We start from the raw sequence: 23,994 nt of genomic DNA, 5'->3' as shown, positions 1-23,994 counted from the left end.
CACCGCCATCAATGGTCCTCCCGCGCCGGGAAGCTCATGATAACGGACAATCCGGGATTGGCAGGCAGAACTTCAAGCCGGCCATTGTGAAAAGTCATGATCGCCTTGGCGAGGCTGAGGCCAAGACCGGATCCCGGCTGCGAGCGGCTCTTTTCCAGCCGCACGAAGCGCTCGGTCGCCCTGGCGCGGTCGGCATCGTCGGGGATGCCATGGCCATTGTCGGAAACGGAAAGGCGGATTTCGTGACCGACGCGCTGCAGGGCTACGCGCACGGCAGGCTTTTCCGTCGCATCGGTCGAGTATTTGATGGCGTTGTCGACGATGTTCGACAGTGCCTGGCCGATCAGCTCGCGGTTGCCATCGACGGAAAAATTCCCGTCCGCGGCAGTTTCAAGCACCACGCCAGCCTCCTCCGCCACCGGCTCATAAAGCTCGACAACGTCATGCACCGCGGCGGCGAGATCGACCTTGCTGGTGCTCTCCGAGGAATAGCCGGCCTCCAGCCTGGAGATCATCAGGATGGCGTTGAAGGTTTTTATCAGCTGGTCGGATTCGGCGATGGTGCCTTCCAGCGCCTGCCGGTAGTCGGTGGTCTTGTGCTTGCCCGAAAGTGTCGCCTCAGCGCGGTTGCGCAGTCTGGTCAGCGGCGTCTTCAAATCATGGGCGATGTTGTCGGAGACCTGCTTCAGCCCTTCGTTGAGCGTCGCTATCCTGGCCAGCATGGTGTTGAGGTTTTCCGACAGGCGGTCGAACTCATCGCCGGCGCCGGTCACCGGCAGCCGTCCCGTGAGATCGCCGCCCATGATGCGGCGGCTTGCCTCCGAGACGCTGTCGATGCGCTTCAGCGCGGCGCGGCCGACAAGGAACCAGATCAGCAGCCCGCCCAGGCCCATCATGCCCAGCGCCAGCATCAGGGCGCGGCGGACGACGGCGCGGAAGCGCTCGGGCTCGCCGAGATCGCGGCCGACCAGCATGATCATGTGGTTGGGCAGCCGCAGCACCAGCGCGATGGCGTTGTGGCCCTTCTCGCCCTCGGGCTGAATTTCGGTCTCGCCGGGCTGCGCGCCATTCGGGTCAGAAGCCTGGTTGCGCTGCCGTTCGAGCTCACCTTCGCCGAAACGGCGATAGGAGAAGGGTTCGGTCGTCCAGCCATCGGTCTCGAGCACCCCCGGTGCCAGGCTCTGCACGTTGCCGGTGAGGATCTGGCCGTTGACGTCGGCAATGAGATAGAGGTTGGCGCCGGGCTGGCGCGAGCGCTGCTCGACGACGCGCACCAGCCGCGGCAGGCCGCCGCTCTGATAGGCACGGGCGAGGCCGAGCACCTCGTCATTGATGGTCTGCTGGGTCTGGCCGGTCAGCATGCGGGCCGACAACGACGTCATGTAGAAGACCAGCAACACGGCACATAGCGCGAAAAGCAGGAAATAAAGCGCTGAAAGCCGCGCCGCCGTCGTCCTCATGATGGCCGGCAGGGAAAGGGCCATCGAGTTCTAGCTCATGATGAGATTTGGCTGAAATCTCATCATGACCTACCCCTTTGTTGGAGCACGATCTTCTCCAAAAACCGGTACCTACTTTTTGGGATCATGCTCTAGCCGCTCTTCAGCATATAGCCGGCGCCGCGAACCGTATGCAGGATCGGCTTGTCGAAACCCTTCTCGATCTTGCCACGCAGGCGCGAGACGTGAACGTCGATCACGTTGGTCTGCGGATCGAAATGATAGTCCCAGACATTTTCGAGCAGCATGGTGCGCGTCACCACCTGGCCGGCATGGCGCATCAGATATTCGAGCAGGCGGAATTCGCGCGGCTGCAGCATGATCTCGCGCGCCGCGCGCTTGACCGAATGGGACAGCCGGTCAAGCTCGAGATCGCCGACCCGGTAGACGGTTTCGGCCTCCCTGGCGCTGGCGCGGCGGTTCAGCACCTCGACGCGGGCGAGCAATTCGGAAAAGGCATAGGGCTTGGTCAGATAGTCGTCCCCGCCGGCGCGCAGACCGGTGACGCGGTCATCGACTTCGCCCAGCGCCGACAGGATCAGCACCGGCGTGGTGTTGCCGCGCGAGCGCAGGCCGGCAATGACGGAGAGCCCGTCGCGGCGTGGCATCATGCGGTCGACGACCATCACGTCATAGTCGCCGGCATCGGCCAGCGCAAAGCCGGTTTCGCCGTCGCCGGCGACATGGGCGGTGTGCCCAGCCTCGGCAAAGGCCTTCTGCATATAGTCGGCCGCCTCGCGATCGTCTTCTATGACGAGAATCTTCATAGAGCCGTTATACGCGATTTCGCCGGAAGATTGAGGGGCGGCCATGAGCGCAAAAGCTTTCGTTCAAGCATGTCGTTTTGCCAAAACCGCCGTGCACTTTTGGGCGACATGCTTCGATGTTAGAGCGGCAGCGGGCGATGGGGGCCCGCTGCCGCCGGGGGCAGAACACGATGACTGACTAACGCGTTCGGCCCCTTGCTTCCCGTGCGGCGGCTCGGGGGTGTTGAAACCGCCGCACTGGAAACTGTGTGATGTCAGCCTTTGGCGACTGGCAGCGCGACGAAGCGGTTTGAATCGTCGCGGGTGATCTGCATCAGCACCGCCTTGCGGCCGGACTTGACCGCATCGGCCATCGCCTTGGCGACGTCTTCGGTGCCGTTCACCTCCGTCGAATTGACCGAGGTGATGACATCGCCGGGCTGGATGCCGCGGTCGGCGGCATCGCTGTCGGGATCGACATCGGTCACCACCAGGCCCTTGCCGTTTTCCGACTTGGTGACGGTGAGGCCGAGATCGGCCAGCGCGGCGGGCTTTGCCGGTGCCGCGGGCTGCTGCGGGTCGGCCGAGGCCTGCTTGTCGGTGGATGGCAGCGTGCCGAGATCGACCTTGATGGTCTGGCTCTTGCCGCCGCGCCACACCGTGACGTCGACCGACTTGCCGGGTGGGTAGGCGCCGATCAGACGAGCCAGTTCCTTCGGCGATGCGACGTCCTTGCCTTCGACCTGGGTGATCACGTCACCGGCGGTGATGCCGGCCTTCTTGCCGGGGCCACCGTCCTGGGCGCCCGAAACCAGAGCCCCGTTCTGCGACTTCAGGCCCAGCGATTCGGCGATGTCCGATGTAACCGGCTGGATTTCGACGCCGAGCCAGCCACGCTGCACCGAGCCGCTCTTCATCAGATCCTGCACCACCTGCTTGGCGGTCGAGGCCGGAATGTCGAAGGCGATGCCGACGCTTCCGCCCGACGGCGAGAAGATCGCGGTGTTGATGCCGACGACCTGGCCGTTGAGGTTGAAGGTCGGGCCGCCCGAATTGCCGCGGTTGACCGAGGCGTCGATCTGGATGAAGTCATCATAGGGACCGGCGCCGATATCACGGCCACGGGCCGAGACGATGCCGGCGGTGACGGTGCCGCCGAGGCCGAACGGATTGCCGACGGCCACCACCCAGTCGCCGACGCGAACCTTGGAATCGTCGGCGAAATCGACATAGGTGAACTTGCCGACGCCATCGACCTTGAGCACCGCCAGATCGGTGCGCGGATCGGTGCCGATCAGCTTGGCGTCAAGTTCCTTGCCGTCATTCATCACCACTGTGAAGGCGGAGCCTTCCTCGACGACATGGTTGTTGGTGACGAGATAGCCGTCATCGGAGATGAAGAAGCCAGAACCCTGCGCCACCGGACGCGGCTGGTCGTTGTTATGGTCGCGGTGGCTGAAGCGACGATTGCCGCCGCCCTGGCCGTTCTGATCGCCAAAGCCCCGGAATTGCTTGAAGAACTGGCGCAGCTGCGGATTGTCGGGCAGGTTGTTCATGCCGTCCGGATCGTCGGACTGGTCGGAGCCGTCATCGGCGGCAGGCTCGATCTTGGCCTTGACCTTGACGCTGACCACGGCCGGCGAAACGCGCTCGACGACATCGGCAAAGCCCGGCACCTGGGGCGCTTCGACCCGCACGGCGTCGGCCAGAACGGGAGCTGTACCAGTGGCAACGGCGCCGAAACCGATGCCGCCGGCAATGGCCAGCGAAGCGGCGGCGGCCAACAGGCGCTTGCGGGTGCGGGAATATGGGTTGGGGGCGATAGTCATGGGTCTCGTATCCTCTTTTCACTGGATGCGGCTCAGGCAGAGCATCCTCGGACAAGAGAAATAGAGAGGCGCACATTACCGCGCCATTTCCGGAGCATGAAAGTTTTGTAATGTTGGGCGGACGCACAAATCGCTTGGTTGCGCTCGCCTGCTGCCCTATGGTGTACACAACTCAGCACAAGGCTTTCACAATGACAGCAAGCACCACCATGACCATTCGAGTCTCGTCCGAGACCAAGCTGAAGCTGGAGCAGATCGCTACCGATACCAGGCGTAGTAAATCGTTCCTCGCCGCCGAGGCGGTCTCAGCCTATGTCGATCGCGAGCTGGATATCATCGAAGGCATAAAACGTGGCATGGCCGACGCAGAGGCTGGCCGTGTCGTGCCCCACGACGACGCCATGGCGGAGCTCGACGCGGTGATCGAAGCAGCGAAAGCCAGGCGCGCAGGCAAGGCGTGAAGCTGTTCGTCACCTGGTCGCGAGAAGCGCTGGACGATCTCACGCAGCAAGTTGCCTTTATCGCTCAGGACAATCCTGCCGCCGCCCGACGCCTCGCGGACCGTATCCGTGAAATGGGCCGGGGCCTTGGTGATATGGCGACGGGCCGACCTGGCCGGGTAACAGGCACTTATGAGAAGCCCATCGGCCGCCTGCCCTACATCATTGCCTATGAATTGCGCCTGATCGCCGGCCGTCAGAGCATTGTTATCCTGCGCGCCATCCACACGTCGCGGGACTGGCCTTTGGAGGAATGGCCGAGCTAGTCGCTCAGCACCTTGTCCAGCGCCGCCTGTTCCTCGGCGCTCAGCGCCTTGGTTGCCAACGAGCGGCGGGAGCGTGTGGTCAGCACAATGAAAATGCCGCCGACTAGAAGCAGAAGCACCGGCGTGCCCCAAAGCAAGGCGTTGCGCGGGCTGAAGCGTGGCTTCAACAGCACGAACTCGCCGTAGCGCGACACGATATAGTCCATCACCTGCTGGTCGGTATCGCCGGCAACCAGGCGCTGGCGCACCAGGATGCGCAGGTCGCGGGCGAGGTCTGCATCGGATTCGTCGATGGACTGGTTCTGGCAGACCATGCAGCGCAGGCCTTCCGACAGTAGCCGCGCCCTCGCCTCGAGCGCCGGATCGGTGAGAACCTCGTCCGGTTTCACCGCTTGCGCCGCGCCGGCAAACAGCAGCGCCAGAAGCAGGGTGAGCGAGGCCAACGAGAACCTGGTGCTCACGGCGCGCCTGCCGACGGCATGGAGGCTGCCTGCTTGCGGCGGCGCGAGGGTGCGCCAACCCGCAGGCGACGGTCGAGCAGCGACATTGCGGCTCCCGCCATCATCACCAGAGCTCCGCCCCAGATCAGCGTCACCAGCGGCTTCCACCACAGGCGCACCACGACGGATCCATCGGTGCCTTCATCGCCCAGCGACAGATAGAGCTGGCTGAAGCCGATCGTCTCGATGCCGGATTCGGTCGTCGTCGTCTGCCGCACCGGAAAGAAGCGCTTGGCCGAGGTGATTTCGGCTGAAACGCCGCCATCGGCGCCGATCAGGGAAAAGCGGCCGCGCTGCTCGCTGTAGTTCGGACCCTGCGCCGGGAAGAGGCCGTCGAAACGCAGCGTGTGGCCGGAGAGTTCGACGCTCTCGCCGGCATGCATCGACAGTATCCTTTCGGTGCCGAAGCACAGCGTGCCGACAATGCCGAGCGTCGTCAGCCCGAGGCCGAGATGGGCAAGTGCAGTGCCGAACACCGAACGCGGCAGGCCGGCGAAACGGCGCAGCATGATGGCGGGCGACACATTGCCAAAGCCGGACTTGACGGCGAGGTCGGTGAGCGCGCCGCAGACCAGCCAGCAGGCGAGGCCGACACCAAGGGCGGCGAACACCGACGCGCCGTCGATGAACAGCCCGGTGACCAGCATCGCCAGGAGAGCGGCGCCGAAAGCCGCCATCAGGCGCTGGGCGACGGCATAGAGGTCACCGCGCTTCCAGGCGAGCAATGGTCCGAAAGGAACCACGACCAGCAGCGGCACCATCAGCGGGCCGAATGTCAGGTTGAAGAAGGGGGCGCCGACTGAGATCTTGCCGGCCGAAAGCGCTTCGACCGCCAGCGGATAGAGCGTGCCGACCAGCACGGTGGCCGTGGCCGTGGTCAGGAACAGATTGTTGAGGACGAGTGCGCCTTCGCGCGAGATCGGGTGGAACAGGCCGCCGGCCGTCAGCCGCGAGGCGCGCAGCGCAAACAGGGCCAGCGAGCCGCCGATGAACAGCGTCAAAATGCACAGGATGAAGATGCCGCGGGTCGGATCGGTGGCGAAAGCATGCACCGAGGTCAGCACGCCGGAGCGCACCAGGAAGGTGCCGAGCAGCGACAGCGAGAAGGTGAGGATGGCAAGCAGCAGCGTCCAGATCTTGAGCGCCGAACGCTTCTCCATGACGATCGCCGAATGCAGAAGAGCCGTGCCGGCCAGCCACGGCATAAAGGAGGCGTTTTCGACCGGATCCCAGAACCAGAAGCCGCCCCAGCCGAGCTCGTAGTAGGCCCAGTAGGAGCCCATCGCGATGCCGCCGGTGAGGAACATCCAGGCGACCAGCGTCCACGGCCGCACCCAGCGCGCCCAGGAGGCATCGATGCGGCCTTCGATGAGGGCGGCGACCGAGAAGGAAAAGCAGATAGAGAACCCGACATAGCCGAGATAGAGCAGCGGCGGATGGATGGCGAGGCCAAGATCCTGCAGGACCGGGTTGAGATCGCGGCCCTCGATCGGCGCCGGATTGAGCCGGGTGAACGGATTGGATGTCGCCAGGATGAACAGGAAGAAGGTGGCGCCGATAGCCCCCTGCACGGTCAGCACATTGGCGCGCAGCGTCGCCGGAAGGTTGGAGCCGAAGACAGCGACCAGCGCACCGAAGAAGGTCAGGATCAGCACCCAGAGCAGCATCGAGCCTTCGTGATTGCCCCAGGTTCCGGTGATCTTGTAGATCAGCGGCTGCAGCGAATGCGAGTTTTCCCACACGCTCGCCACCGAGAAATCGGAACTTGCATAGGCGCCGGCGAGTGCTGCGAACGATAGCGCCGTGAGCGCGAAGCCTGTGACCGTGACGGGACCGCCGACAGCCATCAGCCTCTGGTTGCCGGTACGGGCGCCGATCAGCGGCACCAGCGTCTGCACCAGCGACAGCACAAAGGCGAGGACGAGCGCGAAGTGTCCGGTCTCAACCATTACTGGCTCTTGCTCTCTTGCCACACGCCCTTGGCCTTCAGCCCGTCAGCGACTTCCTTGGGCATGTAGCGCTCGTCATGCTTGGCCAGCACGCTGTCGGCGACGAAAACGCCGTCGGCGCCAAAGCTGCCTTCGGTGATGACGCCCTGCTCCTCGCGGAACAGATCGGGCAGGATGCCGGTATAGCTGACCTTGACCGATTTGTGCGTGTCGGTGACCGAGAACGCAACCGTCGCGCCCTGCCCGCGCACGACCGTGCCCTTTTCGACGAGGCCGCCGAGCCTGATGCGCTGTCCCGGCTGCAAGCTGGCGGTGGTCAGATCGGCGGGCATATAGAAATAGGAGGCCTTCTGGCCCAACGCATAGAAGGTCAGCCCGGTGGCGGCGCCGAGGAAGGCAAGACCTCCGACAATCACCGACAATCGCTTCTGCTTGCGCGTCATGTCCTACTCCGTCGCCGTCAGGCCGAGCGAGGCGGCAAAGGCGGTGAATTTCTTCGCTTCCTCACTGTCGGCGCCAAACACGGCGATACCGCGATGCAGCGCGTCGCGCGCCTGGTCAGCCTTGCCCAGCACAACATAGGAACGAATGAGCCGCATCCATCCTTCCGCGTCGCGCGGATTTTGCCGCAGTTTTTCGTCGAGGCCGGCGACCATGGTTTCGATCATGGCCTGCCTGTCCTGCGGCGCCATCGACGAGGCATCGACGGCTGCGGCATCGGGGCCTTTGGCGGGCTCTCCTGACGCGACGCTGCGGTTGGCGGCCTCGGCCAGTGCCTGTTGGACAGCTCCGCGCCATGGCGAATCCTGCGGCAGGAAATCGAGCATTTTCTGCCAAGCCGTGGTTGCCTCGGGTATGCGGCCTTCCTGGGCCAGCGCCATCGCCAAATAGAACGAGGCTTTCGCGTTTCCCGGGTCGAGTTTTAGCGCCTGTTCGAAAGCGGATTGCGCATCGGCCGAAACGATGCCGCCGGCCGCATTGGCAATCGCTTCGCCGAGGCCGGCCTCGCGGGCGGCCGTGTCGCCATCGAGGCGGATGGCATTGCGATAGGCGGTCACGGCATCGGGAAAGCGCTGCAGGCGCAGATAGATCGGGGCGAGCACGTCCCAGCCGCGTCCATCGCCAGGGTTGGCGGCAAGATGGGCCTCGGCGCGCGCCACCAACTCGTCGACCGAACTATCGGCCGGATTCTTGGCCAGCCGTTCGGCAAGCGGCTGCGACGGCAGATCCGGCGAGCCGAGCTGGCTGTAAAGGCCCCAGCTGAGCAGAGGGACCGCCAGTACCGCAGCCGTTGCCACCAGCCTTGCCGCCTTTGACGGCTGCCGCGTGCCAGGCGCATCGGCTTGACCGACATTGGCTTGACCAACATCTCCCAGGCGAAGGATGCGGCGGGCGATTTCGGCGCGCGCCTCCTCGGCTTCCGCCGGCTGGATCAGCCCGCGCGCGGCGTCACGCTCAAGCTCGGCCAGTTGGTCGCGATAGACTTCGAGGTCGTGGTCGCTGCTGGTCGGAGCGTCCTTGCCGCCACTGGTCAGCGGCAGCAGCACCGTCAGGCTTGCGCCTAGCGTGAGGATTGCGGCTATGACCCAGAACAGCATGGTTCTTCCAATAGAGCGAGAGCCCTGCTCTCACAACATGAGGGTGCTGCGACGCTTTGACGGGATTCCGACCCCGGCCCAATGTTCAGGTCAGCGGCGTCCAGCTGCCGTCGGCGTTGCGGCATGCGGTGCCCCGCGCGGTCTGGCCGGCCGTGCCGGTAAACACCGTATGGGTGTACTGGCGGCAATCCTGCGAGCCGACGCGGTAGGGCTGGGCCGCGACGACTTCGCCGGAATGAGCCGAACTGTCGCTCTTCCACGTCACCTTCTGGCCGCTCGCCGTATATTCGAGCGCCTTGTATTCCGCCTCGAGCGCCTTGCGCTTCTCGGTGCTGTTCAGGCCGCTGCCGATCGATCCGCCGACGAGCCCGCCGGCCATGGCCGAGATGATCGTCGTCGCGACTTTGGCCCCTGAAGGAGGCGACGCGGGCGGGTTGGTGATGGAGATATCCGGGCCACTGCCCTTGCCCAGCGTTCCGCAGCCGGAAAGAGCGAGCAGTGCGGAAACGAGCGCAACGCGAATCTTCATGCCAACAACCGGTTTTCTTGAACGGGATGCGCTGGGGGCCGCGTCATCGGGGGCGTCAGGACGTCATACTATTGATATTTGTCGGAAATTTGGCCGTTCTTAACGGCTTTTGCGCAATCGAGGGGCCGCCATAACACAGGCATTCGGCCGTGTCGATTGGCCTTGGGCAGTACATCATTGCAAGCTCCGCAAGCGCACAACCGCCTTCAGCCCGCCCATTGTGGAGCGTTCCAGCGCCAGCGCCCCGCCATACTCGTTGACGAGGTCGGCAACGATGGCAAGTCCGAGCCCGGTTCCCGGCTTTGTCTCGTCGAGGCGCCGGCCGCGTTTCAAGACATCGCGGGCCTTGTCCTCGGGGATGCCGGGACCGTCATCCTCGATCGATAGCTCGAACAGGCCGGCTGCGGCCGGCGTGACGGATACGGCAACAGTGCTCTTCGCCCATTTCATCGCATTGTCGAGAAGGTTGCCGAGCAGTTCCTCCAAATCCTCGCGCTCGCCAGCAAAGACGATGTCGGCCGCCGGCAGCGTAAGCGACAGGCTGACATCAGGCTTGAGTTTTTGCAGCACGCGCACCATGCGCTGCACCAGCGGGGTCACCGGCGTGCGGTAGACGACGCTGTCGCGCTGCGCGGCGACCCGAGCCCGCTGCAGATAATGGTCGACCTGCTTCTGCATCGAGGCGGCCTGGTCGGCGATGAGCTGGCCCTTGGCGCCGCCGAGCGCCCGGCCCTCGTTGATCAAAACTGCGAGCGGCGTCTTCAGCGAATGGGCGAGGTTGCCGACCTGCGTGCGCGAGCGCTCGACGATGCGCTTGTTGTTTTCGATCAGCGCATTGGTCTCGTTGGCGAGCGGCTCGATCTCGGCGGGAAACCGGCCATCGAGCCGCTGCGCCGTGCCTTCGCGCACCTGGGCAAGCGCGTTGCGAACCCGGCGCAAGGGCTGGAGGCCGAGCAGGATAGCAATCGCATTGATGGCGATCATGCCGACGCCGAACAGGCTGAGATAGGTCAGCAATCGGCCCTGGAAGGTGGCGATCTCCTGTTCGAGCTCGGTCTTGTTGCCCATCACGCGGAAGCGCGCGGCGCGGTTCTTGGCATCGAGCACGAATTCGCTCTCGAACACTTCGAGCTGCTCGTCGCCGATACCGTCGGTGGAGTAGCTGCGCTGGAAGCTCGAATTGAACGGCACCTCGGCGACGGTCGGCGACGGGATCGTCGTGGTCATCGAGGACGAATGAAGGTTGCCGTGCACACCTTCGGAAGCCGGCTCCACCGACCAGTACCAGCCCGAATTCGGCTCCGAGAAGCGCAGGTCGCCAAGGTCGGGAGCACCGGTGAGCTGGCCGGATTCGGAAACGCCGACCGAGCCGATCAGATTGAACAGATGCGCCGACAGCAGGCTGTCGAAGCCGCGCTCGCTGGCCTGGCGGTAGAGCGTGGTGATCAGAGTGAAGATGACGATCAGGGTGAGGATCGCCCAGATCGTGGAAAAGCCGATGACGCGGAAGGCCAGCGAGCGCGGCCAGAGCCGCGCCGAAAAAGGCTTCCTTGCTGGTATGGGGAGCGGTTCCGCCTTACGCCTCCGGCTCACGCATGCGATAGCCCATGCCGCGCACGGTTTCGATCATGTCGATGCCCATCTTCTTGCGCAGCCGGCCGACAAAGACCTCGATGGTGTTGGAATCGCGGTCGAAATCCTGGTCGTAAAGATGCTCGACCAGCTCGGTGCGCGACACCACCTCGCCCATATGGTGCATCAGATAGGCCAGCAGGCGGAACTCATGCGAGGTCAGCTTCAGCGGCACGCCGTTGACATCGGCCTTGGAGGCCTTGGTGTCGAGGCGCAGCGGCCCGCAAGTGAGCTCGGACGAGGCATGGCCGGCGGCGCGGCGGATCAGCGCCCTCACCCTGGCCAGCACCTCCTCGATGTGGAACGGCTTGGTGACATAGTCGTCGGCGCCGGCATCGATGCCCGACACCTTGTCGCTCCAGCGGTCGCGCGCTGTCAGGATCAGCACCGGCATCTTGCGGCCGTTGCGGCGCCAGCGCTCGACGACGCTGATGCCGTCCATCTGCGGCAGGCCGATGTCGAGCACGACGGCATCGTAGGGCTCCGTGTCGCCGAGGAAATGCCCCTCCTCGCCGTCATAGGAGCGGTCGACGACATAGCCGGCATCGACCAGCGCGTCGGCCAGCTGCCGGTTGAGATCCTTGTCATCTTCTACGACGAGTACGCGCATGATCGGTCAGGCCTGTTGATGTGTCAGCTATAGGCCGATTCCGGTGGTCTGGGAAACGAGCCCTGCAAGAGGGAAGATTGGATCAGTTCGCCGGGACGACGATCTCGGAACGGCGCGGACGCTGGCCGTCCTTGCCCGGCACAAGCACGACGATGACGCAGACCTCCTGGCCGCCACGCGTCGTCTGCGAAGCCTTGGCCAGCGTGCCGCCATTCTGCTCGGCAACCTGCTGGCCGATCGCGTAGCAATCCGCCGCGGCTGCCGGCGTCGCTTGCGACGCCAACAGGCCGGCCGCTGTGAGCGCCAGTATCGCGGTTCTGACATGAGAGCGAAGCGTTTTCATGGTCGGCGTTGTAACGCAACTGTGCTGAACGTGAAATGAACGGTGAACGGGTGAAAATCCATCCCCGCAATACCCCCTGCGCGCGCAACGAATGAATGCGATCCTACCGCCCAGTCCCTCAGACCGGGCAATGGATTCATAACCGGAAAACCGGCTGCGCGGCTATGGTTTTTGCGCGCAGGTTCTCAATTCGCAGCCAGATTGGGAACAGGTCAAGGCGAGACCATTCTGAAGGCCGCCCTAAATAGCGCGGGAAACGCCAAATCATCGGAGGGCGCCATGACGGATAAAGACCTTGCCGACCTTTACCGGGGCTATATCGCTTGCCTGAATGCCCAGGACTGGGCGAAACTTGGAGACTTTGTCGGCGACGAGGTGCAGCACAATGGCGAAATGCTCGGCCTGTCGGGTTATCGCCGTATGCTCGAAGGCGATTTCGAGGCGATTCCCGACCTCCGCTTCAACATCGAACTGCTGGTCTGCCAGCCGCCGCGCGTGGCGGCGCGCCTGCATTTCGACTGTCATCCCAAGGGCGTGCTGTTCGGCCTGCCGGTGAACGGCAAGCGCGTGTCGTTCGCTGAGAATGTTTTCTACGAATTCGGAGAGGGTCGCATCCGCGAGGTGTGGTCAGTCATCGACAAGGCCGAGATTCAGGCGCAAATCTAGGTTGCTTCAATCACTTTGCTCGGTGAGAGCGCGTATCCGCAGCACCCCGTGGTAGAGCGCCAGGTCCTCGTCGTAGCGGGCCTCGGCGAACTCCAGGGACAGGCGGGTCTGGTCGCGCGAGCCGGTGGCGAAAGCGGCGCCGTCAAGGCGCGCCCGGATGCTGTCCATGATCAGACGCGTCTCGGCCTCGCCTTGCGCCTTCGACCAGACATGCAGCGTGATGAGCTGGTCGTCATCATTGTCGGCGCCGGTGTCCAGATCGAATGCGCTGGTCCTGCCATAGGTCACATAAGGGAAGGCGGCACTGTCGGCCGCCTGCTCGCGCAACCCGGCGCCGCCGAGCAGCGCCGTCAGCGAGGCATCGCTCTTCAATCTCATGAACAAGGCTTGCAGCAAATCGCCGGGCGCCGTCATCGTCGTCTCCGTTCGCCTGTCACGCTTTGAACAACCTCAGTTTCGCGCGCAACCTAACCGCGTTGCACGGATTTCGCCAGATGACGATCCGCCTGATGGAAGGCGGCGAATCGGGCGGCATGGCCCTTTCACGGACCGGGTTCTATTTGGCATGCGGGGAGTTTCAAGAAGGGTGTTATGAGGAGCCCTGTTTTCTCCGGCAATTCGAGGTCATTTCATGCGAACGCCACCGCTGCTGCCGGCTTTTGGAAAGCTCGGCGTCAAGCCCCCGGTCGCGATTGCGGCAGCACCCGCCCTGTCGAAGAGCACCGTGGCCCTGCGCATGCGCGAGATACTTTCAATGCATGGCGGCCTGGCCTTGAAGCTGTCGGTGGTGGCCTGGACAATCCTGATCCTGGCGGCGGCATTTTTCATGTCAAGGGCCTGATGCCGATATGGCAAACCGCTACGCGTTGCGCATGGACGAGCCCGAGAGCTGGACTATCTTCGACATCTTCACCGGCCAGCCTGTCGAGCTTAAGCAACAGGTAATGGTGGCCATGAATTTGCGGGATGCGGAAGCGATGGCCGACCGCCTGAACAGCCGGGACGTCAAGCGGCGGGCAAAAGCCGACCGCAAGTCCTGACGCACGCTGATCTCAGCCGCCCTGATGCAAGACGAACGCGCGCTAGCCGAAATCCGCGGCTGTGAGCACATAAATGCTCTTGCGGGTGCGGGCGTAGGCCTTGCTGGCAATGTCATGGATGGAGCTGGACGCGGTGTCGAAGGCCGCCAGATAGGTGGCTTCCGCGGTCGCCGTCCCTGATGGCACCTTCGAGAGGGCATCGGCTGCGACGGAGAAGGAAATCTGGAACATGCCGTCATGGCCGACAAAGCGGATGCGCTTGCCGGCCTCGTCATAGAAGCGGCTTGGATTGGGGAATGTCAGGCTCATGACGTGCCCCCCTTCGGCGCGGCGGCGGCTTTCTTGACGGTAGCCCGCTTCTTCTTCGGTGTCGGGTTCAAGGCTTCCGCGACGCGGTCGGCCTCTTCCTTGGCCAGGCGCAATTCCCTGAGCCTTGCCGTCTTGATCTCCCTGGCCCTCGCTTCGGACATGTAGTCGGAGGTTGCCTTGTTGCGCTCGGCCGTCTTCTTCTGCTTGTCCATGAAGCGGGCTTCAGCTTTTTCCATGATGCTCTGATTGCCTTCGGCCATCGCATAAATCTCCTCGTGCCTGAAATTGTGAAATCGAACTTACGATATAAATAGTCGCTTTGGCCTCGAAATTCAATTTTTCGAAATATCTAGGCGCCTCGCGACGTTTCGAACCCGGCAGACATCATAATACTTTTTAATATTTAATTTTGGCCACGAATAATTTTTGGCACTCCTATCTATCGAGTGCCAACACGCCTATAAGAAAGGCGCGGTCGCCTATGCCGGCCCCAGAAAGAAGTTCTCATGAAGTTTCGGCCACTCCACGACCGCGTCGTCATCCGGCGCGCCGAAGGCGATGTCAAATCCAAGGGCGGCATCATCATTCCCGACAATGCCAAGGAAAAGCCGCAGGAAGGCGAAGTCATCGCCGTTGGGCCGGGCGCACGCGACGAAAACGGCGCGCTTGTTCCGCTCGACGTCAAGGCCGGCGACTTCATCCTGTTCGGCAAATGGTCGGGCACCGAGGTCAAGATCGACGGCGAGGACCTGCTGATCATGAAGGAAGCCGACATTATGGGCGTCATCGACAAGAGCGAGACGGCCGCTATCGGCAAGAGCGGGACGGTCGTCACCGAGAAGAGCGTCAAAGCCAAGAAGGCTGCCTGACCGGCCTGGCTTTGCCAGGCTCCGGCGAGCCGCTTGCTTCACCACACCAACGGGATTGAAAAAAATGTCTGCCAAGGAAATCAAATTCGCCACCGACGCGCGCGACCGCATGCTGCGCGGCGTCGAGATCCTCACCAATGCGGTGAAGGTCACGCTCGGCCCCAAGGGCCGCAACGTCATCATCGACAAGGCCTATGGCGCGCCGCGCATCACCAAGGACGGTGTGACGGTGGCCAAGGAAATCGAGCTTGCCGACAAGTTCGAGAACATGGGCGCGCAGATGGTGCGCGAAGTGGCTTCGAAGACCAACGACCTCGCCGGTGACGGCACCACCACCGCCACGGTGCTGGCCGCATCGATCCTGCGCGAAGGCGCCAAGCTGGTTGCCGCCGGCATGAACCCGATGGACCTCAAGCGTGGCATCGACCAGGCTGTCGCCGCCGTGGTCAAAGACATCAAGGCGAAGGCCAAGAAGGTCAAGTCGTCGGCCGAGATCGCCCAGGTCGGCACCATCGCCGCCAATGGCGATGCCAGCGTCGGCGCCATGATCGCCAAGGCGATGGACAAGGTCGGCAATGACGGCGTCATCACAGTCGAGGAGGCCAAGACCGCCGACACCGAACTCGACGTCGTCGAAGGCATGCAGTTCGACCGCGGCTATCTCTCACCCTATTTCGTCACCAATGCCGACAAGATGCGCGTCGAACTGGAAGAGCCTTACGTGCTTATCCACGAGAAGAAGCTCGGCAATCTGCAGGCGATGCTGCCGATCCTCGAAGCAGTGGTGCAGAGCGGCAGGCCGCTGCTGATCATCTCGGAAGACGTCGAAGGCGAAGCACTGGCGACGCTGGTCGTCAACAAGCTGCGCGGCGGCCTCAAGGTCGCGGCCGTCAAGGCGCCGGGCTTCGGCGATCGCCGCAAGGCGATGCTGGAAGACATCGCCGTGCTGACATCGGGCCAGATGATTTCCGAGGATCTCGGCATCAAGCTCGAAAACGTCACCATCGAGATGCTTGGCCGCGCCAAGCGCGTACTGATCGAGAAGGACACCACCACGATCATCGACGGCGCCGGCACCAAGGCGACCATCCAGGCGCGCATCGCGCAGATCAAGGGCCAGATCGAGGAGACCACGTCCGACTATGACAAGGAGAAGCTGCAGGAGCGGCTGGCCAAGCTCGCCGGCGGCGTTGCCGTCATCCGCGTCGGCGGCGTCACCGAGTCTGAAGTGAAGGAAAAGAAGGACCGCATCGACGACGCGCTGAATGCGACGCGCGCGGCGGTGGAAGAAGGCATCGTGCCCGGCGGCGGCGTGGCGCTTCTGCGCGCCAGATCGGCGCTGGCCGGGCTGACTGGCGCCAATGACGATGTGACGGCAGGCATTTCGATCGTGCTCAGGGCACTGGAAGCGCCGATCCGCCAGATCGCCGAGAATTCCGGCGTCGAAGGCTCGATCGTCGTCGGCAAGCTGTCCGACAGCAAGGACCAGAATCAGGGCTTTGACGCCCAGAACGAGGTCTATGTCGACATGATCAAGGCCGGCATCGTCGACCCGGCGAAAGTGGTGCGCACCGCGTTGCAGGACGCCGGCTCGATCGCCGCCCTTCTGATCACCGCCGAAGCGATGATCACCGACGTTCCGGCCAAGGATGCGGCGCCTGCGGGCGGCGGTGGCGGCATGGGCGGCTACTGACCATCGCCCGAAAATTGCCCGCTGGGAATCTGGGCGGGCATAAATCAGAACAGGCTGCCGGGGACATTTCCCCGGCGAGCCAGGAATTTCCGTCAGTCAGTCAAGACCAGTCAGCAACGACAGGGAGATCGACAGATGATCACATTTGCCCCGAAGCCAAACGCTGTATCCGCGACCAAGCCGGCGGAGGAGAGCCGCTTCGATCGCATCCGCCGGATTGCCGCCGACAAGCACAGGCAGGCCGATGCCGGGCCGATTCGCCGCGAGCCGTCGAAGACCGGCGACAAGCGGCCGATGTGACGGCTGCCAACCTCACGACATCGGCAACGCTCCGCCCTCTTCGGTGCGGCGGGCAATGAACTCGTCGAGCACATCGGATGTGGCAACGGCCGACGCCGGCGGCTGGAAGTCGGCCAGCGTCCGCTTCCAGATGCCGGTGGCGCGCTCGGTGGCCGACTTCGAACCGGACTGCGTCCAGCTGCCGAAATTCGACCAGTCGGCGACCAGCGGCTCGTAGAAGGCGGTGCGGTAGCGCGTCATGGTGTGGCCGGCGGAGAAGAAATGCCCGCCCGGCTGGACTTCGGCGATCGCCTCGAAGCCGATCGAATCCTTGTCGCCGGGGGTCGTAGCACAGAGTTCGGCAACCGTCTGCAATGCCTCGATATCGGTGATCAGCTTCTCGTAGGAGACGCTGAGGCCACCCTCCAGCCAGCCCGCGGCATGGATGCAGACGGTGGCGCCGGCAAGCACCGAGCCCCAGAGCGCGAACTGCGTCTCGTGCGCCGCCTGCACATCGGAAATGTTGGCCGCACTGCCGCCGCCGGACCGCCAAGGCAGGCCGGTGAAGCGGGCCAACTGACCGGCGCCCAGCGTCGCCTTGACGTGCTCGGGCGTGCCGAAGGCCGGTGCGCCGGACTTCATGTCCACATTGGAGGAGAAGGATCCGTAAACCACCGGTGCGCCCGGCCGCACCATCTGCGCCAGCGCGAGACCAGCCAGCGCCTCGGCATGCTGCAGCGTCAATGCGCCGGCGACGGTGATCGGCGCCATGGCGCCGGCCAGGCAGAAGGGCGTGATGACAGAGACCTGGCCGGCCTTGGCAAAGTCGATGATGCCCTGCGCCATCGGGATATCGAGCTGGCGCGGCGAATTGGTGTTGATCACGGTGTAGCAATGGACGCCGGCCAGGAACTCGTCCTGCGAGAGCCCGCGCGCCAGCCTGATCATCTCGAACCCATCCTCGACCTGCGGCATGCCGCGCGCGAAGACGAAGGGGAACTTGTCCGACAGGGTCAGTTGCGCACGGTTGACGGCATAGTGGCGCAAATGGTTGTCGACATCCTGCGCCTCGATCCAGGGGCCGAGCATATGCAGCACGTCGAAATTCTGAACAAGCTTGGTCAGTTCTTCGAAAGCGGCGAGCGTGCCCGGACGCCGTCCGCGTTCGAGATCGGTGACGTTGGGCGCCCCGGCCCCGGCGAGGAACGTCATCGAGCCGAGTTCGAGCGTGAGGTCGCGGCTGCGATTGCCGGCCAGCGCCCGGATGGATTTTGGCGCCGAGGCCAGTGCGGCGGTGACGATATCGCGGCCGATGCGCACCATCTGGCTGTCCTCGTCGACCATCGCGCCGGAGCGGGCGAAGATGGTGCGCGCCTCCGGCAGCAGCACCTTGATGCCGAGCTCTTCCAGCACGCGCAACGCCGTGTCGTGGATGGCCGCAACCCGGTCGTCCGAAAACACCGGCTGCGGCAGGAACGGGTTCTTGAGCGAGCGATAGTTCGGGTGGCGGCTTGACCCGCTGCCGGCCTCGCCGGTGTGCCCGCGCCGGCGCTCGCGCCTGGTCTCCCTTATAATGTCATCGACCATGGCCAAAACTCCTCATTGCCGCATCGCCTGCCCTCGGGGTCGTATGGCGAGGCCGGAATAATTCGCGCCGGCCGCTCGACGCCGACAATGTGCACCCAAAGCGCGGTCCCCTCCCCGGCGAATTCGTCGCCCAGCAACGTCAGCGCGACGCTTTTGCCTATTGTGTAGCCATAGCCGGCTGAGGCGACGAAGCCGACGCGCCGGCCCTTGTGCCAGACTGGCTCGAAGCCACTGGCGTCGGCATCGACGGCGTCGACCTCCAGCGTCACGATCCGGGCGGCGCTCAACAAACCGTGTGGTGTGGCCTGGCTGCCCTTGTGAGCCGGGCTGAAATGGAAGAATAGTCTTCGCCGGGTATGCCCGCCCTGAAATTGCCCGCTTGCGGTTCTCAGGTGGGTTGGGTGAGTTTCGGGAATGGCCAGTCCTTTAGAACGACGTCCAAGACGAAGAGGTCCGATCGCCGCCGCACTGCTGGCGGTGGACGCGTGGATCGATTCCTCGCTCTACGAAATCGGCTTCAAGGCCGGCCAGTTCTGGGAATCGGCGACCATTTTTTCGCGGCGCTTCCGAGTCACCGGCTGGCGACGCGGCATCATCGAGGTGCTGAGCGAAGGTTTTACGATGGGCGCCGGCGGCGTCGTCGTGCTGCTCGCACTCGCGATGCCGGCCTTCCAGATCACCACTGGCGACTGGCGCAGTCAGGGCGATTTCGCCGTCACCTTCCTCGACCGCTACGGCAATGAGATTGGCCAGCGCGGCATCATCCAGCGCGATTCCGTGCCTGTCGACGAGATGCCGGACCATGTCATCAAAGCGGTGCTGGCGACCGAGGACCGACGCTTCTTCGAGCACTACGGCATCGACGTGCTCGGCCTGTCGCGCGCCATCTTCGAGAATGTGCGGGCCAATTCCGTCGTCCAGGGCGGCTCCAGCATCACCCAGCAGCTGGCCAAGAACCTGTTCCTGTCGAATGAGCGTACCTTCCAGCGCAAGATCAAGGAAGCCTTCCTGTCGCTGTGGCTGGAGGCCAATCTGTCGAAGAAGGAGATCCTGCAGCTCTATCTCGACCGCGCCTATATGGGCGGCGGCACGTTCGGCATCGAGGCGGCGGCGGATTTTTATTTCGGCAAGAGCGTCAAGGATCTGAACCTCGCCGAGGCGGCGATGCTGGCCGGCCTGTTCAAGGCGCCGACCAAATACGCCCCGCACATCAACCTGCCCGCCGCCCGTGCTCGCGCCAATGTGGTGCTGTCGAACCTCGTCGATTCCGGTTTCATGACCGAAGGCCAGGTGCTGCAGGCAAGGCTGCATCCAGCCGAGATCGTCGACCGCGGCGAGCAGAAGAGCCCGGATTATTACCTCGACTGGGCCTTCGATGAGGTCAAGAAAATCGCCAAGCCCGGCCAGCATTCGCTGGTCGCCCACACCACTTTCGACGCCAACATCCAGAAAGCGGCGGAAGAATCCGTCGAATTTCACCTGCGCCAGTTCGGCAAGGAGTACAACGTCACCGAGGGCGCCGTTGTGGTGATCGAGACCAATGGCGCGGTGCGCGCCATTGTCGGCGGCCGCGACTATGGCGCAAGCCAGTTCAACCGCGCCACCAAGGCGCTGCGCCAGACCGGCTCCTCGTTCAAACCTTACGTCTACGCCACCGCCATGGAGCACGGGTTCACCCCGGACTCCGTCGTCTCAGGCGGGCCGATCAGCTGGGGCGGCTGGTCACCGCACAATTACAATGGCGGCTCGGCCGGCAATGTGACGCTGATCACGGCGATCGCCAAATCGATCAACACCGTGCCGGTACGGCTGGCCAAGGACTATCTCGGCATCGGCCCGATCAAGGCGATGGCCGAATCATTCGGCGTGGAATCGCCGCTGGAGTCGCACAAGACCATGGTGCTCGGCACATCGGGCATGACGGTCATGGACCAGGCGACGGGCTACAGCGTGTTCGCGCAGAACGGCTTCGCCGGCTCGCGGCACGGCATCACCCAGCTCGTCACCCGCACCGGCGATGTCGTCTACGACTTTGCCAAGGATGCGCCGGCGCCGCATCGGGTTTTGTCGGAACAGGCTCTGAAATACATGAACACCATGCTGGCTGCGGTGCCGGCGATCGGCACGGCGCGGCGCGCGCAACTGCCCAACATCGTCGTCGCCGGCAAGACGGGGACGACGCAATCCTACCGCGACGCCTGGTTTGTCGGCTTCACCGGCAATTACACGGCTGCCGTCTGGCTCGGCAATGACGACTTCACCCCGACCCGCAACATGACCGGCGGCACGCTGCCGGCGATGGTGTGGCAGCGGCTGATGGTCTATGCGCACCAGAATATCGACCTGAAGCCGATCCCCGGCCTAGACAAACCCTTCGTCGACGAAGAGATCGCGGCCAAGGCCGAGGAAGCGGAGAAGAAAAATGCCGATCGGGCAGCAGCGGAGGCCGCGGCCGAGCGCCCGGCGGTGCTGTCCAGCCGCACGACACAGACGCTGCGCGAGATGACCAAGGTGTTCCAGGCCGCGCCCGTGCTCGGCTCGCCGCAGACACCGGAGACCCTGTCGGCGCTTTGATTCCACGGCGCTGCTTGCTCTGCGGCCTGCCCCGCTATATCCCCCAACGATAATTCACTCGTCCCGGTTCTTCATGCTCAAGACCGCCTTTTTCACGCTGCTTTCGCTTGCCATGGCCATCGGCCTCGGCGGCGGCAGCGTCTGGTATGCGCTGCAGGCGCAGAGCGGCGTCGGCGCGATCAGCATCGGCGAATGGACCGCCTTTCCCGAGATCGGCACGCAAGATGCCGACCCCTATTCCAAGGCGCGCGTGGCGCGTGAAGGCGTGCTGGCGCTCGGCAAGGCCGAGGGCTTGTCCTTCATCGCCGAGCGCGATGCGGCCGGCGATGAGCTTCAGCGGCAATGCGACTACAGGATCGAGGGCAGTTTCCCCACCGCCCGGTTCTGGACGCTCTATGCCGCGGATCAATCGCTCGGCGTGGTCGACACCGGCAAGCCAAGGTTGGCGGCGCTGCAATCCTACCAGGTGCTGCGTCAGCCCGACAATTCGGTGATCATCGCCGTCGGCAACCGTCCGGCCCCCGGCAACTGGCTTCTGACCGAAGGTTTTGGCCGGATGTATTTCGTGCTCACCTTCTACGACACGCCGATTGCCTCAAGCACCGGCCTTTCCGACGTGTCGCTGCCCCGGATCGTCAAGGCTGGCTGCAATGCGTAGGCTGCTGCACGCCATCCTGCTCGGCCTGGTCGGCGCCGGCATCATCCACATCGTGGTGCTTTTGCTGGTGCCGGAATTTACCGAGCGCGATGCCTGGTCACGGCTGGCGATGGCGTCCGACCTCTACAAGATGACCAGGCTGGATGCCGAGGCGGGCGGCGCGCCGGTGGTGAAGTCGGTGGATCCGCTGTTTTACGCCGCCGCCTGCCGCTTCGACCTTGCCGAAGGCATGGTGCGGATCAAGGCGCCGGGCAGCGTGCCGTTCTGGTCGGTGTCGGTCTATGACCGCAACGGCCACAATTTCTATTCATTTAACGACCGCACGGCGACCGGCAACAAGCTGGACACCGTGGTGCTGACGCCGGCACAGATGATCGACGTGCGCAGGGAGCTTCCCGAAGACCTGCAAGGGGCGATCTTCGTCGAGGCGCCGATCGAGGAAGGCATCTTCGTCATCCGCGCCTTCGTGCCTGACGACAGCTGGAAGCCGGTAGTGTCGCAGTTCCTGGACCAGAGCTCCTGCGAACTGCAGGACTACTGACCTCAGCCCGATGACCAGCAAACTCAGTGGTGCGGAACAGGCGTCCGTGGTGTGCCCGGCTTGTCCGCCGGCCGCGCCTGACCCGCCAATGGCGGATGCTCGTAGCGGACGCCGGGAAAAATGATCACCGCCGCCGGCGTACCGGTGTCCTGAACTGCTCGATTGACTGGTGCCGATCGCGGCACGAAAGACAGTACCATGCCCATGGTTCGCGTATTCCTCTCGGTTGCCCCGGAGCACAACGCAACGCCTCCAAATGTGATTAAGGCAGGCAGAGGGTTAACGGAGCGCTAACGGATCGCCGCTAATTTGATGTTTGTTCCGGGCCTTGCGCGAAACCGACACAGTTGCGGTTGAGCATGGTCCGGGTTGTGTCGAGTGTCGGGCGTATCTTCCGTGTCAGCTTCGGATTTCAGGCAAATCGCCATACGGACGGAATCGGGAAAAGCCGAAAGGCTGTTTCGCGCCGCCGTGTCGGCGTTCTGCTCGCTGACCCGCCCATCGCGCCGCGAGATCGCCCAGCTCGAGGATCTGACGCTGCCGCTGTTCGACAGCGTGCCGGTCGAATCGCGCCGCTATGTCGCCGCCGCCCTGTCCGAATGCGAATATGCGCCGGCCGCCCTGGTGCGGCGGCTTTGCGAGGAGCCGGTCGATGTCTGCGCGCCCTTGCTGGTCCGTTCGCGGGCGCTGGGCGACATCGACCTGATCGCGTTGATCGGCCGCCACGGCCTGCCGCATGCGCGCGCCATTGCCCGCCGCAAGGATTTGAACCCGACCATCGCGCAGTTGATCAAGGCGCTGGAAAAGCCGACCCTGGTGCGCGTGCGGCAGCCCGAGCCGATCGCCGACGTGGCGGGCGCCGACGCCGAAGCCGCTGCCGCCGCTCCCAGCGCACCAAAACTGCCCGGCAGCGCCGCCGAAACCGCCAGGCGCCGCCTGCGCTCGATGATGCTCGCCGAGGGCGAGGCGACATCGGTCAATCCCTTCGCCGGCTCAGCAACTTACAGCAAGCTGCGCGAGACGGCGCTGACCGGCAACGCCGCCTTCTTCCAGACCGCGCTTGCCGACGCGCTCGATATCGACTTCTCGACGGCGCGGTCGCTGACCAAGCATTCGAGCTATGTCTCGCTGCTCGCCGCGCTGCGGGCGCTCGACCTCAGTGAGGACAGGGCATTCCTGATCGTGGTCGCGGTGTACCCCCGGGAGTTTCCGCACCCGCAGGCGATCCGCATCTTCCTCGACCGCTACCGGCTGCTGCACCACGAGGCGGCGCTCGACAAGGTGCGCGGCTGGAAGGCCGAAACATTGTCGCGAGCGGTGCGCGGCAACACCCCTGTCGCCGCGAATGGCGACCAAGCGCCGGACGTCGACAAAGCCAGCCTAGGGGCCAGCCTCAAGGCGTCTTGACGGAGAGAAGCTCCTCGACGGAAACCGTTCCGGCCTCGATCTCGACCACCCAGATGTCGGGATCGAATTTTTTCTCCCGCTCAAGCCTGGCGTCAAGCGCGGCGGCATCGTCGCCGGCGCCGAGCAGCGTGAAAAAGCGATCATCCGGTTTGTCCGAATCGTAGCTCGTCTGCGGCGCCGGGCCGAACAGGGAGACGTCGCCCAGCCTGCCGCGGGAGAGCACGAAGACAGCGCCGGCCTCGGTCGCGCCGCGCTTGACGACGGCCGCAAAGCCGCCGGCGCCGAAAACACGGCGCAGCAGGGCCGACACCCAAAACTCGGTGGTTACGCGCATGACGAGGCTCCGGAGGACATGCGCGGCGTCTTAGCC

29 protein-coding genes are annotated in these 23,994 nt (G+C 64.1%); 12 read left to right on the top strand and 17 right to left on the bottom strand.

Annotation, left to right across the window (positions count from 1 at the left end):
* Positions 1–8: 8 nt before the first annotated feature.
* From NKI06_RS21080 to NKI06_RS21070, 3 genes are all read right to left on the bottom strand, one after another.
* Complete coding sequence (locus NKI06_RS21080) at positions 9–1,484, bottom strand: sensor histidine kinase (protein WP_352986941.1); 1,476 nt, start codon at positions 1,482–1,484, stop codon at positions 9–11.
* Positions 1,485–1,591: 107 nt separating this feature from the next.
* A complete protein-coding gene (locus NKI06_RS21075) occupies positions 1,592–2,266 on the bottom strand; it encodes a response regulator transcription factor (protein WP_352986939.1) in 675 nt (224 codons plus the stop codon).
* Positions 2,267–2,520: 254 nt separating this feature from the next.
* Positions 2,521–4,074, bottom strand: a complete 1,554-nt coding sequence (locus NKI06_RS21070; RefSeq protein ID WP_023754800.1) for a Do family serine endopeptidase — start codon at positions 4,072–4,074, stop codon at positions 2,521–2,523.
* 191 nt (positions 4,075–4,265) lie between these two features.
* On the opposite strand from NKI06_RS21070, the gene NKI06_RS21065 reads away from it, so the two are divergent.
* Both NKI06_RS21065 and NKI06_RS21060 read left to right on the top strand, forming a co-directional pair.
* Positions 4,266–4,535, top strand: a complete 270-nt coding sequence (locus tag NKI06_RS21065; protein WP_023684527.1) for a CopG family ribbon-helix-helix protein — start codon at positions 4,266–4,268, stop codon at positions 4,533–4,535.
* A complete protein-coding gene (locus NKI06_RS21060) occupies positions 4,532–4,840 on the top strand; it encodes a type II toxin-antitoxin system RelE/ParE family toxin (protein WP_023742647.1) in 309 nt (102 codons plus the stop codon). Before NKI06_RS21065 ends, NKI06_RS21060 begins: the two co-directional genes overlap by 4 nt.
* On the opposite strand, the gene NKI06_RS21055 is transcribed toward NKI06_RS21060, so the two are convergent.
* The 8 genes from NKI06_RS21055 to NKI06_RS21020 form a co-directional block, all read right to left on the bottom strand.
* Positions 4,837–5,301: a cytochrome c-type biogenesis protein gene (locus NKI06_RS21055; protein WP_352861056.1), complete on the bottom strand. Its 465-nt coding sequence runs from the start codon at positions 5,299–5,301 to the stop codon at positions 4,837–4,839. The genes NKI06_RS21060 and NKI06_RS21055 overlap by 4 nt on opposite strands.
* Positions 5,298–7,289, bottom strand: a complete 1,992-nt coding sequence (locus NKI06_RS21050) for a heme lyase CcmF/NrfE family subunit (protein WP_023742649.1) — start codon at positions 7,287–7,289, stop codon at positions 5,298–5,300. The genes NKI06_RS21055 and NKI06_RS21050 overlap by 4 nt, the downstream gene beginning before the upstream one ends.
* The gene (gene ccmE / locus NKI06_RS21045; protein WP_023670179.1) at positions 7,289–7,732 is read right to left on the bottom strand and encodes a cytochrome c maturation protein CcmE; all 444 of its coding nucleotides are present in this window, start codon (positions 7,730–7,732) and stop codon (positions 7,289–7,291) included. The genes NKI06_RS21050 and ccmE overlap by 1 nt, the downstream gene beginning before the upstream one ends.
* Positions 7,733–7,735: 3 nt before the next feature.
* Positions 7,736–8,887, bottom strand: a complete 1,152-nt coding sequence (ccmI, locus tag NKI06_RS21040; protein ID WP_352986937.1) for a c-type cytochrome biogenesis protein CcmI — start codon at positions 8,885–8,887, stop codon at positions 7,736–7,738.
* Positions 8,888–8,972: 85 nt separating this feature from the next.
* A complete protein-coding gene (locus NKI06_RS21035; protein ID WP_023687241.1) occupies positions 8,973–9,416 on the bottom strand; it encodes an RT0821/Lpp0805 family surface protein in 444 nt (147 codons plus the stop codon).
* A 174-nt stretch (positions 9,417–9,590) separates the two neighbouring features.
* Positions 9,591–11,009: an ATP-binding protein gene (locus NKI06_RS21030; RefSeq protein WP_023702189.1), complete on the bottom strand. Its 1,419-nt coding sequence runs from the start codon at positions 11,007–11,009 to the stop codon at positions 9,591–9,593.
* Positions 10,993–11,658: a response regulator transcription factor gene (locus NKI06_RS21025; protein ID WP_023670175.1), complete on the bottom strand. Its 666-nt coding sequence runs from the start codon at positions 11,656–11,658 to the stop codon at positions 10,993–10,995. The genes NKI06_RS21030 and NKI06_RS21025 overlap by 17 nt, the downstream gene beginning before the upstream one ends.
* Before the next feature lie 82 nt (positions 11,659–11,740).
* Complete coding sequence (locus NKI06_RS21020; protein ID WP_023670174.1) at positions 11,741–12,001, bottom strand: hypothetical protein; 261 nt, start codon at positions 11,999–12,001, stop codon at positions 11,741–11,743.
* Positions 12,002–12,280: 279 nt separating this feature from the next.
* Between NKI06_RS21020 and NKI06_RS21015 the strand changes: the two genes are divergently transcribed.
* Positions 12,281–12,667, top strand: a complete 387-nt coding sequence (locus tag NKI06_RS21015) for an ester cyclase (protein ID WP_023684533.1) — start codon at positions 12,281–12,283, stop codon at positions 12,665–12,667.
* Positions 12,668–12,673: 6 nt separating this feature from the next.
* Here NKI06_RS21015 and NKI06_RS21010 read toward each other — a convergent pair whose 3' ends face one another.
* On the bottom strand, positions 12,674–13,081 hold the full coding sequence (locus NKI06_RS21010; RefSeq protein ID WP_023670173.1) for a DUF3168 domain-containing protein: 408 nt from the start codon (positions 13,079–13,081) through the stop codon (positions 12,674–12,676).
* Positions 13,082–13,298: 217 nt separating this feature from the next.
* Here NKI06_RS21010 and NKI06_RS21005 point away from each other — a divergent pair, with 217 nt between their 5' ends.
* Both NKI06_RS21005 and NKI06_RS21000 read left to right on the top strand, forming a co-directional pair.
* Positions 13,299–13,508: a hypothetical protein gene (locus tag NKI06_RS21005; RefSeq protein WP_023692810.1), complete on the top strand. Its 210-nt coding sequence runs from the start codon at positions 13,299–13,301 to the stop codon at positions 13,506–13,508.
* 7 nt (positions 13,509–13,515) lie between these two features.
* Positions 13,516–13,707, top strand: coding sequence for a hypothetical protein (locus NKI06_RS21000; RefSeq protein ID WP_023670171.1), 192 nt, complete (start codon positions 13,516–13,518; stop codon positions 13,705–13,707).
* A 42-nt stretch (positions 13,708–13,749) separates the two neighbouring features.
* Here NKI06_RS21000 and NKI06_RS20995 read toward each other — a convergent pair whose 3' ends face one another.
* Positions 13,750–14,016, bottom strand: a complete 267-nt coding sequence (locus tag NKI06_RS20995; RefSeq protein WP_023698579.1) for a DUF1488 family protein — start codon at positions 14,014–14,016, stop codon at positions 13,750–13,752.
* The gene (locus NKI06_RS20990; RefSeq protein ID WP_023670169.1) at positions 14,013–14,276 is read right to left on the bottom strand and encodes a hypothetical protein; all 264 of its coding nucleotides are present in this window, start codon (positions 14,274–14,276) and stop codon (positions 14,013–14,015) included. Before NKI06_RS20990 ends, NKI06_RS20995 begins: the two co-directional genes overlap by 4 nt.
* Positions 14,277–14,522: 246 nt before the next feature.
* On the opposite strand from NKI06_RS20990, the gene NKI06_RS20985 reads away from it, so the two are divergent.
* From NKI06_RS20985 to NKI06_RS20975, 3 genes are all read left to right on the top strand, one after another.
* Positions 14,523–14,885 (top strand): co-chaperone GroES, encoded by a 363-nt coding sequence (locus NKI06_RS20985; RefSeq protein ID WP_023698577.1) that lies wholly within the window; start codon positions 14,523–14,525, stop codon positions 14,883–14,885.
* Between the two features lie 64 nt (positions 14,886–14,949).
* Entirely contained in the window at positions 14,950–16,578 is a 1,629-nt protein-coding gene (groL, locus tag NKI06_RS20980) for a chaperonin GroEL (RefSeq protein ID WP_023687238.1), read from the top strand.
* Positions 16,579–16,713: 135 nt separating this feature from the next.
* On the top strand, positions 16,714–16,878 hold the full coding sequence (locus NKI06_RS20975; protein ID WP_023705441.1) for a hypothetical protein: 165 nt from the start codon (positions 16,714–16,716) through the stop codon (positions 16,876–16,878).
* Positions 16,879–16,890: 12 nt separating this feature from the next.
* On the opposite strand, the gene NKI06_RS20970 is transcribed toward NKI06_RS20975, so the two are convergent.
* Both NKI06_RS20970 and NKI06_RS20965 read right to left on the bottom strand, forming a co-directional pair.
* Entirely contained in the window at positions 16,891–18,444 is a 1,554-nt protein-coding gene (locus NKI06_RS20970; RefSeq protein ID WP_352512368.1) for a trimethylamine methyltransferase family protein, read from the bottom strand.
* On the bottom strand, positions 18,426–18,731 hold the full coding sequence (locus tag NKI06_RS20965) for a glycine cleavage T C-terminal barrel domain-containing protein (RefSeq protein ID WP_023727644.1): 306 nt from the start codon (positions 18,729–18,731) through the stop codon (positions 18,426–18,428). Before NKI06_RS20965 ends, NKI06_RS20970 begins: the two co-directional genes overlap by 19 nt.
* Before the next feature lie 127 nt (positions 18,732–18,858).
* Here NKI06_RS20965 and NKI06_RS20960 point away from each other — a divergent pair, with 127 nt between their 5' ends.
* The 4 genes from NKI06_RS20960 (at position 18,859) to NKI06_RS20945 (ending at position 23,624) form a co-directional block, all read left to right on the top strand.
* Positions 18,859–21,018 carry a transglycosylase domain-containing protein gene (locus NKI06_RS20960; RefSeq protein ID WP_352986935.1) on the top strand — a complete coding sequence of 720 codons (2,160 nt, stop codon included), beginning with the start codon at positions 18,859–18,861 and terminating at the stop codon, positions 21,016–21,018.
* 73 nt (positions 21,019–21,091) lie between these two features.
* Positions 21,092–21,676, top strand: a complete 585-nt coding sequence (locus NKI06_RS20955; RefSeq protein ID WP_352986934.1) for a DUF1214 domain-containing protein — start codon at positions 21,092–21,094, stop codon at positions 21,674–21,676.
* Complete coding sequence (locus NKI06_RS20950; protein ID WP_023705443.1) at positions 21,669–22,217, top strand: DUF1254 domain-containing protein; 549 nt, start codon at positions 21,669–21,671, stop codon at positions 22,215–22,217. Before NKI06_RS20955 ends, NKI06_RS20950 begins: the two co-directional genes overlap by 8 nt.
* Positions 22,218–22,613: 396 nt before the next feature.
* Positions 22,614–23,624, top strand: coding sequence for a DUF2336 domain-containing protein (locus NKI06_RS20945; protein WP_023687233.1), 1,011 nt, complete (start codon positions 22,614–22,616; stop codon positions 23,622–23,624).
* Here NKI06_RS20945 and NKI06_RS20940 read toward each other — a convergent pair.
* On the bottom strand, positions 23,611–23,958 hold the full coding sequence (locus tag NKI06_RS20940; RefSeq protein ID WP_023698568.1) for a DUF1491 family protein: 348 nt from the start codon (positions 23,956–23,958) through the stop codon (positions 23,611–23,613). The two genes, NKI06_RS20945 and NKI06_RS20940, sit on opposite strands and share 14 nt — an antisense overlap.
* Between the last annotated feature and the right edge of the window lie 36 nt (positions 23,959–23,994).

Origin of the sequence: Mesorhizobium sp. M0772, from assembly GCF_040320135.1 — a bacterium.
Lineage (GTDB): Bacteria > Pseudomonadota > Alphaproteobacteria > Rhizobiales > Rhizobiaceae > Mesorhizobium.
The sequence above is the reverse complement of the archived record's forward strand: the minus strand, read 5'-3'. Positions and strand labels throughout refer to the sequence as shown.

What these genes read in the sequence shown, in the direction of transcription:
- NKI06_RS21080 (WP_352986941.1), bottom strand. Translation starts at nt 1,484, where the DNA reads ATGGCCCTTTCCCTGCCGGCCATCATGAGGACGACGGCGGCGCGGCTT.
- NKI06_RS21075 (WP_352986939.1), bottom strand. Translation starts at nt 2,266, where the DNA reads ATGAAGATTCTCGTCATAGAAGACGATCGCGAGGCGGCCGACTATATG.
- NKI06_RS21070 (WP_023754800.1), bottom strand. Translation starts at nt 4,074, where the DNA reads ATGACTATCGCCCCCAACCCATATTCCCGCACCCGCAAGCGCCTGTTG.
- NKI06_RS21065 (WP_023684527.1), top strand. Translation starts at nt 4,266, where the DNA reads ATGACAGCAAGCACCACCATGACCATTCGAGTCTCGTCCGAGACCAAG.
- NKI06_RS21050 (WP_023742649.1), bottom strand. Translation starts at nt 7,289, where the DNA reads ATGGTTGAGACCGGACACTTCGCGCTCGTCCTCGCCTTTGTGCTGTCG.
- ccmE (WP_023670179.1), bottom strand. Translation starts at nt 7,732, where the DNA reads ATGACGCGCAAGCAGAAGCGATTGTCGGTGATTGTCGGAGGTCTTGCC.
- ccmI (WP_352986937.1), bottom strand. Translation starts at nt 8,887, where the DNA reads ATGCTGTTCTGGGTCATAGCCGCAATCCTCACGCTAGGCGCAAGCCTG.
- NKI06_RS21035 (WP_023687241.1), bottom strand. Translation starts at nt 9,416, where the DNA reads ATGAAGATTCGCGTTGCGCTCGTTTCCGCACTGCTCGCTCTTTCCGGC.
- NKI06_RS21025 (WP_023670175.1), bottom strand. Translation starts at nt 11,658, where the DNA reads ATGCGCGTACTCGTCGTAGAAGATGACAAGGATCTCAACCGGCAGCTG.
- NKI06_RS21020 (WP_023670174.1), bottom strand. Translation starts at nt 12,001, where the DNA reads ATGAAAACGCTTCGCTCTCATGTCAGAACCGCGATACTGGCGCTCACA.
- NKI06_RS21015 (WP_023684533.1), top strand. Translation starts at nt 12,281, where the DNA reads ATGACGGATAAAGACCTTGCCGACCTTTACCGGGGCTATATCGCTTGC.
- NKI06_RS21010 (WP_023670173.1), bottom strand. Translation starts at nt 13,081, where the DNA reads ATGACGGCGCCCGGCGATTTGCTGCAAGCCTTGTTCATGAGATTGAAG.
- NKI06_RS21005 (WP_023692810.1), top strand. Translation starts at nt 13,299, where the DNA reads ATGCGAACGCCACCGCTGCTGCCGGCTTTTGGAAAGCTCGGCGTCAAG.
- NKI06_RS21000 (WP_023670171.1), top strand. Translation starts at nt 13,516, where the DNA reads ATGGCAAACCGCTACGCGTTGCGCATGGACGAGCCCGAGAGCTGGACT.
- NKI06_RS20995 (WP_023698579.1), bottom strand. Translation starts at nt 14,016, where the DNA reads ATGAGCCTGACATTCCCCAATCCAAGCCGCTTCTATGACGAGGCCGGC.
- NKI06_RS20990 (WP_023670169.1), bottom strand. Translation starts at nt 14,276, where the DNA reads ATGGCCGAAGGCAATCAGAGCATCATGGAAAAAGCTGAAGCCCGCTTC.
- NKI06_RS20985 (WP_023698577.1), top strand. Translation starts at nt 14,523, where the DNA reads ATGAAGTTTCGGCCACTCCACGACCGCGTCGTCATCCGGCGCGCCGAA.
- groL (WP_023687238.1), top strand. Translation starts at nt 14,950, where the DNA reads ATGTCTGCCAAGGAAATCAAATTCGCCACCGACGCGCGCGACCGCATG.
- NKI06_RS20975 (WP_023705441.1), top strand. Translation starts at nt 16,714, where the DNA reads ATGATCACATTTGCCCCGAAGCCAAACGCTGTATCCGCGACCAAGCCG.
- NKI06_RS20970 (WP_352512368.1), bottom strand. Translation starts at nt 18,444, where the DNA reads ATGGTCGATGACATTATAAGGGAGACCAGGCGCGAGCGCCGGCGCGGG.
- NKI06_RS20960 (WP_352986935.1), top strand. Translation starts at nt 18,859, where the DNA reads ATGGCCAGTCCTTTAGAACGACGTCCAAGACGAAGAGGTCCGATCGCC.
- NKI06_RS20955 (WP_352986934.1), top strand. Translation starts at nt 21,092, where the DNA reads ATGCTCAAGACCGCCTTTTTCACGCTGCTTTCGCTTGCCATGGCCATC.
- NKI06_RS20950 (WP_023705443.1), top strand. Translation starts at nt 21,669, where the DNA reads ATGCGTAGGCTGCTGCACGCCATCCTGCTCGGCCTGGTCGGCGCCGGC.
- NKI06_RS20940 (WP_023698568.1), bottom strand. Translation starts at nt 23,958, where the DNA reads ATGCGCGTAACCACCGAGTTTTGGGTGTCGGCCCTGCTGCGCCGTGTT.